This window comes from Chryseobacterium carnipullorum, from assembly GCF_003815695.1.
In the GTDB taxonomy this organism is placed as follows: domain Bacteria; phylum Bacteroidota; class Bacteroidia; order Flavobacteriales; family Weeksellaceae; genus Chryseobacterium; species Chryseobacterium carnipullorum.
Window position 1 is genome coordinate 851,904 of the sequence record NZ_CP033920.1, and the last position, 16,103, is coordinate 868,006.

16 protein-coding genes and 3 tRNA genes are annotated in these 16,103 nt (G+C 37.6%); 10 read left to right on the forward strand and 9 right to left on the reverse strand.

The window, feature by feature from the left end:
• Positions 1–48: 48 nt before the first annotated feature.
• A complete protein-coding gene (trhO, locus tag EG346_RS04050) occupies positions 49–1,419 on the reverse strand; it encodes an oxygen-dependent tRNA uridine(34) hydroxylase TrhO (RefSeq protein WP_123877066.1) in 1,371 nt (456 codons plus the stop codon).
• Between the two features lie 406 nt (positions 1,420–1,825).
• On the opposite strand from trhO, the gene EG346_RS04055 reads away from it, so the two are divergent.
• Positions 1,826–3,355 carry a trypsin-like peptidase domain-containing protein gene (locus tag EG346_RS04055; protein WP_073330136.1) on the forward strand — a complete coding sequence of 510 codons (1,530 nt, stop codon included), beginning with the start codon at positions 1,826–1,828 and terminating at the stop codon, positions 3,353–3,355.
• A 62-nt stretch (positions 3,356–3,417) separates the two neighbouring features.
• Here EG346_RS04055 and EG346_RS04060 read toward each other — a convergent pair whose 3' ends face one another.
• From EG346_RS04060 to EG346_RS04070, 3 genes are all read right to left on the reverse strand, one after another.
• Positions 3,418–3,873, reverse strand: coding sequence for a hypothetical protein (locus EG346_RS04060; RefSeq protein ID WP_073330139.1), 456 nt, complete (start codon positions 3,871–3,873; stop codon positions 3,418–3,420).
• Positions 3,873–4,253 carry a RidA family protein gene (locus tag EG346_RS04065; RefSeq protein WP_034738882.1) on the reverse strand — a complete coding sequence of 127 codons (381 nt, stop codon included), beginning with the start codon at positions 4,251–4,253 and terminating at the stop codon, positions 3,873–3,875. Before EG346_RS04065 ends, EG346_RS04060 begins: the two co-directional genes overlap by 1 nt.
• A 137-nt stretch (positions 4,254–4,390) precedes the next feature.
• Positions 4,391–6,976, reverse strand: coding sequence for a putative LPS assembly protein LptD (locus EG346_RS04070; RefSeq protein WP_123877067.1), 2,586 nt, complete (start codon positions 6,974–6,976; stop codon positions 4,391–4,393).
• A 53-nt stretch (positions 6,977–7,029) separates the two neighbouring features.
• On the opposite strand from EG346_RS04070, the gene EG346_RS04075 reads away from it, so the two are divergent.
• The 9 genes from EG346_RS04075 (at position 7,030) to EG346_RS04115 (ending at position 12,438) form a co-directional block, all read left to right on the forward strand.
• Positions 7,030–8,319: an N-acetylmuramoyl-L-alanine amidase family protein gene (locus EG346_RS04075; protein ID WP_073330145.1), complete on the forward strand. Its 1,290-nt coding sequence runs from the start codon at positions 7,030–7,032 to the stop codon at positions 8,317–8,319.
• Between the two features lie 58 nt (positions 8,320–8,377).
• Positions 8,378–8,452 (forward strand) — tRNA-Glu (locus tag EG346_RS04080).
• Between the two features lie 11 nt (positions 8,453–8,463).
• Positions 8,464–8,784, forward strand: coding sequence for a hypothetical protein (locus EG346_RS04085; RefSeq protein ID WP_047454243.1), 321 nt, complete (start codon positions 8,464–8,466; stop codon positions 8,782–8,784).
• A gap of 67 nt (positions 8,785–8,851) precedes the next feature.
• Complete coding sequence (rpsT, locus tag EG346_RS04090) at positions 8,852–9,106, forward strand: 30S ribosomal protein S20 (RefSeq protein WP_073330148.1); 255 nt, start codon at positions 8,852–8,854, stop codon at positions 9,104–9,106.
• Between the two features lie 10 nt (positions 9,107–9,116).
• Positions 9,117–9,188, forward strand: a tRNA-Glu gene (locus EG346_RS04095).
• Positions 9,189–9,288: 100 nt separating this feature from the next.
• A tRNA-Glu gene (locus EG346_RS04100) sits at positions 9,289–9,360 on the forward strand.
• A 165-nt stretch (positions 9,361–9,525) separates the two neighbouring features.
• Complete coding sequence (locus EG346_RS04105; RefSeq protein ID WP_123877068.1) at positions 9,526–10,209, forward strand: FadR/GntR family transcriptional regulator; 684 nt, start codon at positions 9,526–9,528, stop codon at positions 10,207–10,209.
• 58 nt (positions 10,210–10,267) lie between these two features.
• A complete protein-coding gene (locus EG346_RS04110) occupies positions 10,268–11,473 on the forward strand; it encodes an MFS transporter (protein ID WP_073330151.1) in 1,206 nt (401 codons plus the stop codon).
• 191 nt (positions 11,474–11,664) lie between these two features.
• Positions 11,665–12,438 (forward strand): T9SS type A sorting domain-containing protein, encoded by a 774-nt coding sequence (locus tag EG346_RS04115; RefSeq protein WP_123877069.1) that lies wholly within the window; start codon positions 11,665–11,667, stop codon positions 12,436–12,438.
• A 132-nt stretch (positions 12,439–12,570) separates the two neighbouring features.
• On the opposite strand, the gene EG346_RS25300 is transcribed toward EG346_RS04115, so the two are convergent.
• From EG346_RS25300 to EG346_RS04135, 5 genes are all read right to left on the reverse strand, one after another.
• Positions 12,571–12,660 (reverse strand): T9SS type A sorting domain-containing protein, encoded by a 90-nt coding sequence (locus tag EG346_RS25300; protein WP_338076020.1) that lies wholly within the window; start codon positions 12,658–12,660, stop codon positions 12,571–12,573.
• Positions 12,651–12,875 (reverse strand): hypothetical protein, encoded by a 225-nt coding sequence (locus EG346_RS25040; protein WP_073330157.1) that lies wholly within the window; start codon positions 12,873–12,875, stop codon positions 12,651–12,653. Before EG346_RS25040 ends, EG346_RS25300 begins: the two co-directional genes overlap by 10 nt.
• A 163-nt stretch (positions 12,876–13,038) precedes the next feature.
• On the reverse strand, positions 13,039–13,980 hold the full coding sequence (locus EG346_RS04125; RefSeq protein WP_123877070.1) for a transporter: 942 nt from the start codon (positions 13,978–13,980) through the stop codon (positions 13,039–13,041).
• Positions 13,981–13,991: 11 nt separating this feature from the next.
• On the reverse strand, positions 13,992–15,038 hold the full coding sequence (locus EG346_RS04130) for a cytochrome-c peroxidase (RefSeq protein WP_073330160.1): 1,047 nt from the start codon (positions 15,036–15,038) through the stop codon (positions 13,992–13,994).
• Entirely contained in the window at positions 15,031–15,858 is an 828-nt protein-coding gene (locus EG346_RS04135; protein WP_073330163.1) for an MbnP family protein, read from the reverse strand. The genes EG346_RS04130 and EG346_RS04135 overlap by 8 nt, the downstream gene beginning before the upstream one ends.
• Positions 15,859–16,103: the final 245 nt, after the last annotated feature.

Consider the following 16,103-nt stretch of genomic DNA (forward strand, 5'->3'; position numbering starts at 1 on the left):
CATTTTTATCAGACAAGCTTGTCATTTTTCACAATAGTCATTTTTACATTATGCGTTTTCAGAAGGTGGCAAAATTTTATATAATTTATCGGATAGACGAACTCTGAACGGAAGTTCAAAAGTGATCTGATCTCCAACTTTTGCCGTTTCACAAGGACCTCCGTTTACATGAATCTCTGTAATCGTTACTTCCTGCTCACCGGTTGTCGGACCTGAAATTAATACCTTATCTCCTACTGAAAGTTCTTTATTTTCAATCAAAAACTGTGCAATCTTTGATTTTGTATAATAATGTTCTGCCTTTCCAAGCAGTACTTTTTTTACGGTTATTTTCTTGCGGATATTTTTGGTTTGTGCTTTTGCTAAAGGTTGAACTGAAGAGTCACCCGAGGTTTTAAATTTCAAAGCATCAGATTTTCCTTTTCTAAACACTTTATTTCCCACCTGCAGTCCTTCTCTTAATTTTACCTGTTCCGCTAAAGGTAAATGTGTAATATCCAGACATTCGGTAGAACAGCAATTTTCCATTACCGCTTTACACTCGTCACACTGGATAAATAACAAATGACAGGCATCATTAGAACAGTTGGTATGGTTATCACAAGGTTTCCCACACTGATGGCATTTTGAAATAATGTCGTCTGTAATTCGTTCTCCCAAACGGTGATCGAATACGAAGTTCTTACCGATAAATTTACTTTTTATTCCTTCTTCTTTGATCTGACGGGTATATTCAATAATCCCGCCTTCCAATTGAAATACATTTTTAAAACCCTGATGTTTGAAGTAGGCACTCGCTTTTTCGCAACGAATTCCTCCTGTACAATACATCAAAAGATTTTTATCTTCTTTAAAATCCTGTAATTGTTCGTTGATGATCGGTAAACTTTCTCTGAAATTTTCTACATCCGGAGTAATTGCTCCTTCGAAGTGCCCCACTTCACTTTCGTAGTGATTTCTAAAATCAACCACAATGGTATTGGGGTCTTCCAGTAAATCATTAAATTCCTGTGCTTTCAGGTGAACTCCTTTATTGGTAACATCAAAAGTATCATCATTCAGACCGTCAGCAACAATTTTATGTCTTACTTTAATCGTTAATTTCAAGAAGGAATGATTGTCTTGCTCAACCGCAACATTTAAACGAATTCCTCTCATAAATTCATACCCTTCAAGTGTATCGCGAAATGCTTCCAACTGATCTGCAGGAACACTCATCTGAGCATTTATTCCTTCATGAGCAACATAAATACGACCCAATGCATCCAGTGCGTTCCAGGCTATAAATAATTCGTCGCGAAATTTTTTGGGATCTTCAATTTTGGCATACGCATAGAAAGACAATGTAAGACGTTCCTTACCAGCTTCATCAATAAGTTGAGCTCTTTCTTCTGCGCTTAAGGTGTTATACAGTTGCATGCTATAAACGTTTTAAGTGAGAAAAATATTTTTGCAAATATAGTAATTTTTCAATTGAGTTCTTTTTTTTGGAAAATCAGATAGTGTACAGATAGCCAGTGAATACTACATGATACGTATTATTGGTGAACAATTGACAGATATCAGACATCTCAATTAATTGTTGTACCTTAATCTTGACATTTTTTCCTTGTCCTGCTTACAAAATGTCACATTTTTACTTTAATATTTTTTTAAGTTTTGTTAATACATTATTCAACATTATGACATAATGCATAAAATGACATAATAGCCGTTAAATTTTAGTTAAAATTGAAACATAGCATGCTAATTGCTTACTTATTTAGCATTAAATTTGTTTACGGTAAAACAAAAAAATCAATAAATAAAAAAAGAAAGATATACAATGAAGAGTACTTTAAAAAAACTATTACCATTTGCGGTAGTCGGAGTGATCTCCGGAGCTACTACTGTTGGCACCTTACAATATTTCGGTCATCAATCTAATAATGGCGACCAGTCTTACTTTACATCAGCAGCTCCTAATGCATCATTTGTAGGAATGAATACAGGAACTGTGGGCGACGATTTTGTAAAGGCATCAAAAACTACCGTTCCTGCGGTGGTAACCATTAAAAATTACCAAAGCAGATCAACGAGCAGAGCTTCAGAGCAGGATCTGTTTGACTTCTTCTTCGGAGATCCATTCGGAGGAAGAGGAGGACAACAGAGACAGAAGCAGCAGGCTCCGGACAATATGCCGTCGGGAATGGGATCCGGGGTGATCATTTCACCGGATGGATATATCATCTCCAACAACCATGTTGTAGCAGGAGCTAATAAACTGGAGGTCGTATTAAGCAATAAAAAATCTTATATAGCCACGCTTGTAGGAACAGATCCAAACACAGATATCTCTTTATTAAAGATTGAAGAAAAAGGTCTACCCTATTTAAATTTTGCCAATTCGGATAATATTGAAGTCGGACAATGGGTACTTGCAGTAGGTAACCCGCTTGGATTGAACTCTACGGTAACGGCAGGTATTGTTTCTGCGAAAGGCAGAGGAATTGGTATCCTGGGAGGTCAGGGCAAAGCCACAAACCCTATTGAAAGCTTTATCCAGACCGATGCAGCTATCAACCCGGGTAACTCAGGCGGAGCATTGGTTAATGTCAATGGTGATCTTATCGGAATCAACTCTGCGATCCAGTCTACGACAGGTTATTATCAGGGATATGGATTTGCAGTTCCGGCTAACTTAGCAAGAAAGATTGTTGAGGACATCAAGAAATTCGGAATTGTACAAAGAGGATTCTTAGGGGTGTCATCATTAGACCTTTCCAATGATCAGCAGGTAGCGGCATACAACAAGCAGTTCAAAACCAATATTAAATCCGGTGCGGGAGTTTATGTAACAGGATTCGGAGATAGCAGCGGTGCAGAAGATGCAGGTCTGAAAAAAGGGGATATCATCACCAAGATCGACAGCTATGACATTACCGACTTTGCGGATCTTTCTATGTCTATCGGAAGCAAACGTCCTGGTGATAAAGTTCAGGTAACTTATGCCAGAAACGGTAAAGAAAGTACGACTACGGTAACGCTTAAAGACCAGAAGGGAGGTACAACTACCAGAACAAAAGCTGACCTGAGCGTCACTGAAAAAATTGGAGCAGACTTTGATCCGCTTACTGAAAAATTCAAAACAGAATACGGATTAAACAGTGGAGTGGTTGCTAAAAATGTAAGTGAAGGAAGCGAAATGGCTAAGATCGGAATCGTAGATAATTATATCATTATTGAGATCAACGGGAAGCCGGTGAATTCACAGAAAGATGTAGAAAAGGTTCTTGAGAAATACCAAGGTAATGTACAGGTGAAATTTGTAGATGACTACGGTAGAATCTATACAAAAGGATTCAAAATGCCTTAACAAACAAAGACAATTGTCTTTTTCATATCAACGAAAAACGCTGCAAATTTGCAGCGTTTTTTTTATTTTGTTTTATTCATTTTCTCAGCAATCCTTTTCTTCTTGTTCCGCTCATAAATAACTTCTACGATCTTTCCCCCTATCCACGAAAACGGGAAAAACGTAAGGAAAATAGAAATCTTATAAAACGTAGGATGGTATGGAAATATAATAACATCCAGCATGGCAATAAAAAGCATAATAAAGCCGATAAGAATAGCATAGGCTACCTTAGCATACTTCACAATAAGTGCAGTAGCCACTCCCCCTATGGTAGAGCCCAGCCCGGAAATAAACAGCAGAAATCCGAAAAATGCATTATCATCTTTCATGCTGAAAAGGAATCTCTGCCAATGCTCGAAAGGAGCAAAAGCTTCGAAAGTGATCCATTGCGGAAAAACCCTTATACCAAGGGTGATCATAAGCCCCGCTATACCAAGGCCTACCAGAACCGCAATTGTATTTCTAATAAAATTCATTAATCCTGATGTGCAATCATAGAAATTTCAATATCAACATTCTTAGGCAGACATGAAACCTGTACAGTCTCACGAGCCGGATAGCTGTCTGCATCAAGATATGAAGCATAAATATCATTCATTACTGCAAAGTCATCCATGCTCTTAAGGAAGATGGTCGCTTTCACAACATTTTTAAAGGTCATTCCTGCTTCTGTAAGAATAGCCTCAAGGTTTTTCATTACCTGATGCGTTTCCTTTTCAATTCCCTCTACCAATTTACCAGTTGCCGGATCTACAGGAATCTGTCCGGAAATATATAAAATTCCGTTTGCCATATTAGCTTGTGAATAAGGCCCGATTGCTGCAGGTGCATTAACTGTGTTGATTATTTGTTTCATATGTATATTTATTTTTCCAAGGTCATCAATCGCTATCTCCTGTAATCGCTTTTGGGGCAATTCCGTCGACAGTGATTTCACTAGAATTTATTTTGGTTGCAAATATAAAATTTATATTGACAATTCTCAATTTGATATTAGAAAGGTGCATTAGGCTGCGTAAAACTTCTGTCCTTGTATTTCAGTGCATCGCTTAAGATGTTGGCTTTGATACCGATAAAGAAGTCATATACCTTATATTGTCCGAAAGGAACCCAGTTAAAGTTGATCGTGAAACTTCGCTGATCTCTGGAGAATCCTATTCTTGTATACGCCAAATCCTTCGTTACAAGGTCAAAATGCGTGCTCCCATTGATATTCCAGTAAGGAGTAAGCTTAATACTACCGTCAAGACCTACAGAAGCAATTTTATTGCCAAGTGCTGAAAGTCCTTTTGAATAGGCATAGTTCGCATTGATATTTAAAGTCCATGCCTGATCGAAATGGGCATAATTATCATTATCAAAATAATAGTTTTCATTTCTCACTTCTCCTTTTGAAGGATACTTTTTGGCATAATCTGTTTTCTCTCCAAAAATCTCACTGCTCAAAGGATAGGACAGCTGTACGTTGAATCCCTGCACACTGAAGTGACCGAACTCTTCTGTTCTGATTCCCTGAGTAGCACCCGGAGCAAAATAGATTTTATACGGTTCCAGCGCAAGACTTGTGTTAACACTCAGTTTATTATTAAAGAAAGAAGATTGCCCATTGATACTGAATACAGACCACGGGTGATCTTTTGCTGCAAAATTGTAATTTCCTGAAAGGTTAAGAGATTCGAAGATCTTTATTTTCTTTACACCGGTAGAGTCACTTTTAGATTTTACTTTCATTTCGATATTGTTTCCAATATTAAAACCTAAAGCTCCTACAACACCACTTGAAGGACTTCCAACAATTCCTTTTTCAAAAATAGAATAAGGCGTTAAAGCACCCTGTGCATTATAGTAATTTTTATAGTAGCCAAAGCCAGGACTTGAGAAATCCGGTGAATAGGTAAAACTAAGACTCGGTGTCATCATGTGTCTTACTGCTTCCACAACAGATCCTTTCTTAAACTTCAGCATTCCGTACAGCGTGGTCTGTAGACTGGCTGATGAAGAGAATGTAGAATAGCCTGCCACATTCTTCTGGATCTCTTCTACATCCACAGCTTTTACAGGATCATAGAATTTGTTAAGCGTTTTTGTTGTTAAGGCATTATCAATATTCGCACTTAAACTGAAGGTAAAATATTTGGCTAATGTTGTATTGGTTCCTAAAGCAATATTATTTTTAAGTCCTGTCTGCATTTTGTCCCACATTGCCTTGGTAAAAAGCTCATTCTCCTGGGTGCTGACATAATTGGTCAGGTTAAAACCGGTATTCACTGTAATATTTTCAAGGAGTCCCTGTCTTACTCCTGTTTTTGATTTAAACAGATAGAACTGGTTGATCGCCACATTCATCTGGGGAAGACGAAGATCTGCCAGTCCGGTTGCAAAGTTTTGAGAGTATGATGCCGATCCGGTGATGGTGGCAGGCAACTTCAAAAATCTTTTGGTCACCGTTACGGCTGAACTCTGCTGCGTATTCAGGACATTCTGGTTGAAAATATAGTTGTTGTTAAGCGGATTGTTATAAAACTTGGTACTCACAATATCAACTGAAGCACTAAAAGTCAGGAAAGGGTTCGCTTTTGAATCCTGCGTATGCGTCCATGCAATTCTGTACGTACTGTTTTTTGTGTAATCATCCAGACCTTTAATTCCCCTTACCATCGTTCCTACATCTGCCGTAAAGGTTCCGGAATACCGGTATTTCTTCAGATAATTCATCTGTGGTCTTAAATTCCAGCTCCCTTTGGTATAGATATCAGCGAGAACTTTAAGGTCAAAATGCTCCCCTATCGGCTGATAGTATCCAAGTCCGTTCAGGAAAAACCCGACATCTTCCCTTTCCCCGAAACTCGGGATCAGAATACCTGCTGCTCTTTTTTCTGAAAACGGAAGAATAGCAAAAGGAAGAATAAGCGGAGTAGGAACCTTTTCTATGTACATCTGAATAGGTCCGGTAACAATCTGTGATTTATTCTTGGTTTTGATCAGCTTAATGTTCGAGGCACGCATAAAATAATCCGACGCAGTATCTTTTTTCTTGATATAATATTCGTCGGTAGTATAATCTGCATTCCTCATGGCAAAGACAGAATCACTATATTTTTTAGTTTTCTGGGCGGTGATCACCCCACCACTTTCTTCTGTTCTTGCATTAAAGGCAATGGCCTGTCTGGTTTTTGTATTGTAGCTGAACTCGTTTGTTTCATACTTTTTCCCTGCCTGAGTAGTAATTACAGGTTCAATAATTTTTCCCAGAGAATCCAATTTTCCACGGGCATAGATGAGATTTTTATTATCGTCGATCGAAATATAATCTGCATCAATCTGCATGTCCTGGTATTTTACCTGGGCATTTTTATTCAGGAATGTCATTTTTTTAGGAACATCTCTTCTCTGATCGTCCGCTTTTGTACGGAGAATATCATCTAATGCTTCCTTTTTTACAACAATGGTATCCTTTTTGGAAATAGTATCATTAACCACATTTTTAGGCAATTTTTCAGGGGTTTTCTGTGCTAAAAAATTGTTAAAAATTAGGATAATTAAAATTTGTAATATATTTTTGAGGACGGTTTTGGCCAATTTTGTTATATATAATTAAGGCTCAAAATTAGTATAATTTTTAAAACTGTAAGATGTACAAACAAAAATTTAAAATAATTTTATCATTTTTCCTTATTCTTTCAAGCACTTTATTTTTTTCGCAAAAGAAATTTACGATCGTTTTAGATGCCGGACATGGGGGAAGTGATCACGGAGCGAACAGGTCTTATGCGGATATTGGAAGGGTGGCAGAAAAAGACGTTACGCTTGCTGTTACCTTAAAGGTAGGGGCAATGTTGGAGAAAAACAGAGATTTCAAAGTAATATATACCCGTAAGTTTGATGAATACCCTTCACTTTCGGACAGAACAAATCTGGCCAACAGAAGTAAGGCTGACCTTTTTGTTTCGATCCACTGTAATTCTTCGCAGCGACCTACAGCCTACGGAACAGAAACGTATGTACAGGGTCCGAATCAGAATGATGAAAACCTGGAAGTGGCAAAAAGAGAGAATGACGTGATCTTTCTTGATGAAAAGGATAAGCAGACGTTTGGTTCTTACAATCCAAGTTCTCCGGAATCTCTTATTGCGCTGAAACTGCAGCAGAATAAATATCTGGAGTCAAGTTTACTGCTTGGCGGACTGGTGGAAGGTAATTTCGTGAATAAAGATAAACGATTCTCGAGAGGTGTTTTCCAGAAAAACCTTCACGTACTTCGTATGAATGCCATGCCATCTGTACTGATAGAAACCGGTTTTATCAATCATCCTGAAGAAAGTCACTACCTGGCATCTGAAAAAGGTCAGCAAGAAATTTCTGAAAGTATCTATAACGCCATTATCGATTATAAAAAAGCGATTGACAGAAAAACAGGAGGTTCTTCTATTGCTACCAGAAAACCTGAACCTGAGAAGCCGGCAGAAACTCCACTGAAAAATGATTTCAGGATTTTATTGCTGAGTTCACCTACCAAATACAATGACGGAGATCCAGCTTTGAAAGGATTAAATTATATTCTTCCTCTCAAAGACAACGGACAGTACAAATACTATTATGGGGTAACTAACATGGCCTCTGTAAAAGATATCAATTTAAAAACGGCAAAAGATGCAGGTTTCAGAAATGCCTATGCAGTAGGATTTATGCCGAATCAAAAACTATTGACGGGTTACTATACCATCGAGGTTTATGTAGGCGAAAAGCTGAATGGGAACTCATTTATCCTTCAGACACTTAAGGATGTGGAAAGGAATAAAGACAATGGTATTTTTTACTACACGTATGGTAAAGTTTACACTTTGGAAGATGCTGTAAAGCTTCAAAAAGACCTTGAATCCAAGGGAATCAAGAACACGATTATTCAAAAAGTTTTTAAATAATTTATAAAATAATTTTGAAGTTAAAAAGTTAATCATTACTTTTGCAACCTCAAAATTTGGCCTATTCGTCTAGTGGTTAGGACTCAAGGTTTTCATCCTTGCAACAGGAGTTCGATTCTCCTATAGGCTACCAAATTTGATATCATGCCGGATTTAAAAATACAAGAAGCAAAACTTCTTTTTAAGAAAATCCACTCTAACCCAAAAAGTTACGATTTACAAATCAATGAAGACGGGATTACAGGCAGGGATGATAAAATAAGTTTCAGACTTTACAGGACTGGAGAAAGGGTCGCCTTTGAAGTAACAATTGATGGACTTACCTTCACCAACACTACTGGAGAATGGAACAACGCAATGATTATGCTAAGTAGCACAATCAAGAAAATAGAACGAGAACAAGAGAATTTAAAAATAGAACAAGCAATAGATAAACTCAGAAAATACCTGTCAGAAGAAAATTAAAAATTTTTAAAAATAAATTTGGCAGATTAAAAAAAAGTTTATAGTTTTGCACTCACATTTGAACGATATGGCAAATCATAAATCAGCATTAAAGAGAATTAGACAAAACGAAGTTAGAAAAGTTCGTAACAGATATTATCACAAGACTGCAAGAACAGCTCTTAAAGTTTTGAGAAATGAAGAAAATAAAGCTGCTGCTACAGAGCAACTGCCAAAAGTTATCGCTTTGTTGGATAAATTAGCTAAGAAAAATATTATCCACAAGAACAAAGCTTCTAACTTGAAAAGCAAATTAACTAAGCACGTTAATAAATTAGCGTAAAAGTATAGTAGGCCCGTTCGTCTATCGGTTAGGACCTCAGATTTTCATTCTGGTAAGAGGGGTTCGATTCCCCTACGGGCTACAAAACTTAATCACTACTAACCGGGTGATTATAAAATAAGAGTTGAAACTTATAAAAACAAAAAACTAGCCCTGCAGATTATATTTGCAGTTTGGTAGATGGCCCGTTCGTCTATCGGTTAGGACCTCAGATTTTCATTCTGGTAAGAGGGGTTCGATTCCCCTACGGGCTACTTAAAGAGAGATTCTATTTTTTTAGAATCTCTCTTTTTATTTAGGTTATATTCTCTATTTGGGATTTCCTGTCCTATCTTTCTCTCTTAACCTCTCTCCTCCTTATCTAAACTGGTACAAAAAGAATTAAAATCATTATAGAATCTATTTAAAAAGACTTAACTTTGCATTCATCAGATGATAAGATGTATATACAGATTCAAAGAAAATCATTAGCTCAGGAAGTCGCAGAAAGATTAATTCAGGGAATTACCAATGAAGAGTATGTTGTTGGTGATAGGCTTCCGATTGAACCGGAATTGATGAAAATGTATGGTGTCGGCAGGTCCACAATCCGTGAAGCGATAAAAATTTTATCGATAAAAGGAGTTCTGAGTGTGCAACAGGGTGTTGGTACTTTTGTGACTTCTAAAAACATTCAGGAATCACTGGAAGATCAAATCAATAATGCCGAATTCAACGAAGTATATGAGGTGCGTGCACTTCTAGATTCAAAAATTGCCGCGAAAGCAGCTGCTAACCGAAGTGAAAATGAATTAGAGACTATTAAAATGTATCTGGATCTAAGAAATCAGTTTGCAAAAGAAAACCAGGCATTGGAGTGCTATCAGGCAGATATCAATTTTCATATCTCTATTGCCGAAGCGTGTGGTAATAGTCTTTTGAAAGAAATCTACAGAATTGCCAGTAAGCATATTCTCAGAACTTTTGAGAGCAGTCATGATAACAACACTGCTTCATTTCAACTTTCTCAAAAAATACATACTGAACTTTATAATGCTATCGAAAATAAAGATTCCGACACTGCAGCGCGCATTGCACAGCTTATTGTTGAAAAAGTATATTAAAAACTAAATTTATAATAAAATTCATCAGATGACCAGATGAATTTAAGATTTCAATATTATGGACAAGGTACAGACACAAACCATTGACACTTCCAAAATAGTGTATCCGATCTTATTTATGATCAGTTTTTCTCATTTGCTTAATGACCTGATCCAATCTACAATTCCTTCTTTATATCCCATTTTAAAAGGTGAATTCAGCTTATCGTTTTCCCAGATTGGGATCATCACCTTAGTCTTCCAGCTTACGGCCTCTATTTTACAGCCTTTTGTAGGAATCTACACTGATAAAAAGCCTAATCCAAGGTCTCTGGCTATAGGAATGGGATTATCCATGGCGGGTTTATTACTTTTAGCCGCTGCCCATCAGTATTATGTGATTCTCATAGCAGTTGCATTAATTGGGATGGGCTCATCCATCTTTCATCCTGAAGCTTCCAGAGTTGCCCAACTGGCATCCGGTGGTCAAAAAGGACTCGCCCAATCCATTTTTCAGGTAGGAGGAAACTCTGGAAGTGCGATCGGTCCTTTACTGGTTGCTTTAATTATACTTCCTTTAGGTCAGGGTTATGTTGCCCTTTTCGCCATTGCTGCTTTTATAGGCATTATCGTATTATGGAGAATCGGAAACTGGTATGCGGAAAGACTATCATTTAAGAAATCAGCGATACATCCGGATAATATCATTGAGGTACAGCTATCCCGTAAAAAGGTTATCTTCTCCATCAGTGTTTTACTGGCTTTGGTATTTTCGAAATACATCTATCTGGCTTCAATGACGAATTATTTTACGTTCTTTCTCATTGATAAGTTTCATATTTCTGTAAAAGATTCACAGCTTTATTTATTCATGTTTCTGGCAGCCGTTGCCATAGGAACCATTTTAGGAGGAAAGTTAGGAGATAAATATGGCCGTAAGAAAATTATCTGGGTTTCTATTCTGGGAGCCGCGCCTTTTACTCTTTGCCTTCCCTATCTTCCTCTGGCATGGACAATCATATTTGCTGTTTTAATTGGTTTAATTATCGCCTCTGCCTTTTCAGCCATTCTGGTCTATGCTACAGACCTTATGCCCAATAAAATTGGATTGGTAGCGGGATTGTTTTTTGGATTTATGTTTGGAATGGGCGGAATTGGTTCTGCAGTGCTGGGAGCTGTAGCTGATGATACAGGAATAGAATATGTATTTAAAATCTGTGCTTTTCTGCCTCTTATCGGTATTATCACTGCTTTTCTACCCAACATTAAAGGAAGGAAAAAATAGATTCAAAATCTGAAGAATCATATATAACCGGAAATTCTGGTTCTTCCCTCATATCTGAAACTATAAAATGTAAGTAGTTCAACTCAAGATTACATAATCATTACATAATTCACATTTGATAGAGATAATATTGCATACATATACTTTTATGCTTAAATTTGGTTAAAACATTAACCCTAAATCTCTATAGTATGAAATCTATTCTACTTTCAAAGAGCCGCTTTTTTCAGGCCGCCCTATTGTCAGCATTCTTGTTTCAGTCAGCCAATATACAGGCACAAAGCAGAATCTATGCGAACGATCAGTATTCGAATGTGTATGGTGTATGTCTGGGATGTGCTGTACAGAATCCTCTGAATGCAGTGGGAGATAACGAAGATAACTATTCTACCTTGGTAATGGGCACCGTTTTACTGGGAGGTGTTGAACAAACCTTGAGATTTCCTGAAGTGAGAACGAATACTAAATTAGTCATTGGTATCGGTACCAATAATATTCCCCTGACCGTTCAGCTGTTAAGCGGTGTATATATAGAAACAATGAGCGGAGCTACCGCTAATAACGACAGCCAAATGATTACCGCCAGTTTGCTAAAGCTTGCAGACAGTCCTAACAGAGCCACTATTGAATTTATTCCTGTCAGTTCATATAACGCAGTTAAAATCAGACTGAGCGGAGGTGTACTAAGTCTGGGAGGAGGATTCAGAGTGTATTATGCTTACCAGGATCCTCTTGCTACGATCATGGCGTACAGCAAAGCCGGACAGATTACTTTGGGGGGTACCGTTCCATTAGAAGGTGCCGAAGTTACCCTAAGAAACACTTCAGGAAAAGAAGTACACCGTTCTACCCTGAAATCAAATACTTTTGAACTGTCTACTCCACAACCAGAAGGTGTTTACATCCTGACGGTGGAAGCAAAAGACAAAAAAACTTATACCCGTAAGATCAGAATTACGAACTAAATGATAGTACTTATTAAGAACTCGGGCAGGCTTTCAGCCTGCCCGAGTTCTTTTGTGTCTTTACTTAATAAGCTAAAAAAATCGGCGGCCCTGCGGGCCGCCGATTCATTGAAATAAAATAGACTGTGAAAACTATTTTTTGAATACTTTCTGCTGATATACTGCTTTATCAGTAACAGCCTTCAGAATATATACTCCTTTTGGAAGCATGCTTACATTGATCTGACCATTGCTAAGCTGTGTGTTAACAACTTTTCCATTTGAATTAAAGTAATTTTAATATCAGCAGTTCCTGAAGCAATCGGGGTCTGAAAAAGTTCGTCATTTCTATTGATCACAGCAGAAACAGCGGCCGGATTTGAATTGGATTTAATTGATTTTACAATGGCAGATGAAAGGTTATCTTCATCAGAAACAATTGTTTTAAGATCAATCACGGATGCAGTGTTTACATTAACCTTTGAAGGGAATGAATTGCTTACTGTAAAAAACCTTATAGATTTTAAAAATCTATAAGGTTCATTAATAGTAAATAATTGTCAATAATGACAACTGGTGGCTTCGGAATCCTGCATCACCAAGATTTCAACAATATTTACATCAAATTCCAAAATTGATAAAAACACTGAATCTGGATTTTGCTTCAATTTCACCTCCCGCCAGATTAGAATAGGCGGGCAGCATTAGTTCGCCACCTAAACTGAATTTTTTATAGGAAGCTTCAAAACCGAATTTTCCATATAAAGCACTACCCGCAGTTTTGGGCAATACCTCGTCAAACTGTTTGTTTTTATCATAGACTTCGCCCTGAAGTCCCGCCTTGGCAGAAAAAATAGTCTTTTCATTTCCTGCGAGCTGATAAAAACCTGTTGCTGCATAATTCCACTGGTTTCCGAAACGGTAATTCTTTTTATTTTCGGTTTTTACGGTGTAATCTGTATTGACCAGTACAGCCAGTTTGTTCTTTTGAAATTTATAGTTTAAAGCCGCCTGATAATCCCAGCTTCCCGTTCCCAGCTGGAAACTGGGGTTGACACCGGAAGCTCCTTTTTCATCAAACTTACCCAAAGGAATTTTTACGCCCAGCCCTCCGTTGAGCTGGTGAAAATTATCCTTAGAATTGATGATCCGGTAAATTCCCATCAGGTTCAAATCTCCGATACCATTAATTTTGATATCGCCCTGCATTGTGTTCTTCTCATGAAAATGAAATGGCAGGCTGGCGTATACACTCAGCTTTTGTGTCAATGGAATTTTCCCCCATATCTGAAGGGTATTGAAGTACTGATCCTGCGTGAGATCTTTGACAAAAAGGTTTTCTTTGGCTTTATAATGCTGGGCAAAATATTTGATTCCTATAAACTGGGGATTCAGCAAAGATTCAAAACCTGAAGAACCGTTTCCCGCGGCACAGCCACAGGCATCGCAGTCATCCAGAACGATTCTGTTAATTGGAGCTGCAATATAAAGACTGTCGTTGATTGTTTTAGCATGACAAACCAATGATAATGTCAGGCTGAGGATAAAAATTATTTTATTCATGTTCATCATGATCATTCTGCAAATTTTGGATTAGAAATGAAGGTTTTATCTGACAAGGTTTTCAAAAAGGCGATGATGAATTGTTTTTCCTGAGTATTCATCGCAATTCCGACATGTCCGTTCTGCTTAAGCTGTGGATCAAGATTGGGATTATCTTCTACATTATCCGAGTAGAAATTCAGAACTGCCTCCAGGGTGTAAAATCTTCCATCATGCATATACGGTGCGGTATATTCTACATTTCTCAGACTCGGGACACGAAATTTCATCCAATCCACCTGATCAAGAGTAACGCGGTAACGTCCGGCATCTTTGAACTGTGCATTGTAATACATTCCGGTATTTCTAAAACTTTCATCTGTAAATAATTCTCCACTGTGACAGGTTGTACATTTCTGCTTAAAAAGCGCAAATCCCTGGGCTTCCTCAGAAGTAAATACTTCTTTGCCTTGTTTTACTCTGTCATATTTTGAATCTCCAGAGATCATACTCGCCATAAACTGTGAAAGAGCTTTTAATATTCTTTCGCCCGTCATATTTTCGTCACCATAGGCTGCCATGAAAAGTTTTTTATATTTCTGATCGTCCTTTAACTTAGCGAGCACCTCCGGCATGGAGCTGTCCATTTCATTCACATCTGTAATCGGGATGATGGGCTGTTCATTAAGATTATGAATCACGCCGTCCCACATATACCTTTTGAGAAATGCCATATTTTGAATAGGTGGCGCATTTCTGATCCCTATTCTGTCATCGACACCATGGCTTACGGTATGGCCGTGATGAGTAAAAGCATTTTCCTGGATATGACAGAAACCACATGATATCGTGTTATTTCTTGACAGTCTCCCTTCATAAAATAATTTTCTGCCCAGCTCTACTCCATTTTTTGTAACGGGGTTGCCGGATGCATCGAAAGTCATATCAGGAAAATAAGACGGAAACTGCAGTGAATAGGCTTCATCCTTATCCAGCGGCTGCATGACCTCATCTGAACAGGACAGACAGCTTAAAAAAGTAATGACAAGCAGTATTGTTTTCAGTAAAATCCTAATCATTGTGAACGTGATCTACTTTAAACATTGCTGTCAGGTTATTGGTAACATCCACCAAATGCTGACTGGAGCCCATCATCATATTATTTTCTGTAGTAAGAGAAAGGGTCTTGCTTCCACTCAGAAACTGATTGAGATCGGCAAGGATGTGAATGGATGGTTTTATCTGTGAAGTTACTCTGGCTGTTGTCGGAAGATTCAACGTAATTTCCCGGTAAAGATCGGGCGTAGTATTAGCTGTTACATTTCCCATGTTTCCGGTATGATTCATAAATTCGGTGTCGGCTGTACCACTTCCATATTTCCCTTCAAGCTTTACAAAAATATAACCGGCAGCCCATGACCATGACATTCCTTTCTGTTTCGCTTTTGTCCAGAATTCTGCCTGACCATCCTGTCCCAAGAGATAAGCTTTCTGACTGATCCCAAGGCCGAATTTTACTTTTTTATAATTATTTTTAGGAATATTATTGAGATCAATATACACAACACCCGCCACGGCATCTGCCTGGTCTATGATAAAAGCCCCTTTATCAGGATTGTTTTCGTTGTATTTGAATTCGTTTCCACCTTCGTCGATCAGTGTGATATTGCTGATGACATATTTTAGCGCTGAGAAGTTATGCTTCTGACCGGCAGCAGAAGTCTGTACCGTTTGGTTGAGCACAATATTCCCAAGATTATTGAATCCATTTTCAAATTTGATCTGAAGGTTTCCGGTTGAAGTATCCTGAGGATCGTCATCATCGCTGTTCTGACATGAGATTAAAGTGAATACGCTAAAGGCAATACATAATAATGATAAAAATTTATAAATTTTCATTTTGATTTTTTAAGTTGAATTTTATGAATAGAAATGCTTTTGAATGCGTGAACATTCATTTTTTTTAACCACAAAAGGCGCAAAAGCTTTTTGACACTTAAATTATTTGAAGTGTAGTGAAAAACTGCATAGAAGAACACATCAATTTTTAAAAATCTATGATTTTACATACTACCTTAAAAAGGATGTATTGCCAATTGATTAAAAGATTCTCTATATTTTTTGTGGTTTTTTAATGATTAAAA

Bases quoted from the DNA above. Each gene is read 5' to 3' on its own strand.
- trhO (WP_123877066.1), bottom strand. From the start codon at position 1,419: ATGCAACTGTATAACACCTTAAGCGCAGAAGAAAGAGCTCAACTTATT.
- EG346_RS04055 (WP_073330136.1), top strand. From the start codon at position 1,826: ATGAAGAGTACTTTAAAAAAACTATTACCATTTGCGGTAGTCGGAGTG.
- EG346_RS04060 (WP_073330139.1), bottom strand. From the start codon at position 3,873: ATGAATTTTATTAGAAATACAATTGCGGTTCTGGTAGGCCTTGGTATA.
- EG346_RS04065 (WP_034738882.1), bottom strand. From the start codon at position 4,253: ATGAAACAAATAATCAACACAGTTAATGCACCTGCAGCAATCGGGCCT.
- EG346_RS04075 (WP_073330145.1), top strand. From the start codon at position 7,030: ATGTACAAACAAAAATTTAAAATAATTTTATCATTTTTCCTTATTCTT.
- EG346_RS04085 (WP_047454243.1), top strand. From the start codon at position 8,464: ATGCCGGATTTAAAAATACAAGAAGCAAAACTTCTTTTTAAGAAAATC.
- rpsT (WP_073330148.1), top strand. From the start codon at position 8,852: ATGGCAAATCATAAATCAGCATTAAAGAGAATTAGACAAAACGAAGTT.
- EG346_RS04110 (WP_073330151.1), top strand. From the start codon at position 10,268: ATGGACAAGGTACAGACACAAACCATTGACACTTCCAAAATAGTGTAT.
- EG346_RS04115 (WP_123877069.1), top strand. From the start codon at position 11,665: ATGAAATCTATTCTACTTTCAAAGAGCCGCTTTTTTCAGGCCGCCCTA.
- EG346_RS04125 (WP_123877070.1), bottom strand. From the start codon at position 13,980: ATGAATAAAATAATTTTTATCCTCAGCCTGACATTATCATTGGTTTGT.
- EG346_RS04130 (WP_073330160.1), bottom strand. From the start codon at position 15,038: ATGATTAGGATTTTACTGAAAACAATACTGCTTGTCATTACTTTTTTA.
- EG346_RS04135 (WP_073330163.1), bottom strand. From the start codon at position 15,858: ATGAAAATTTATAAATTTTTATCATTATTATGTATTGCCTTTAGCGTA.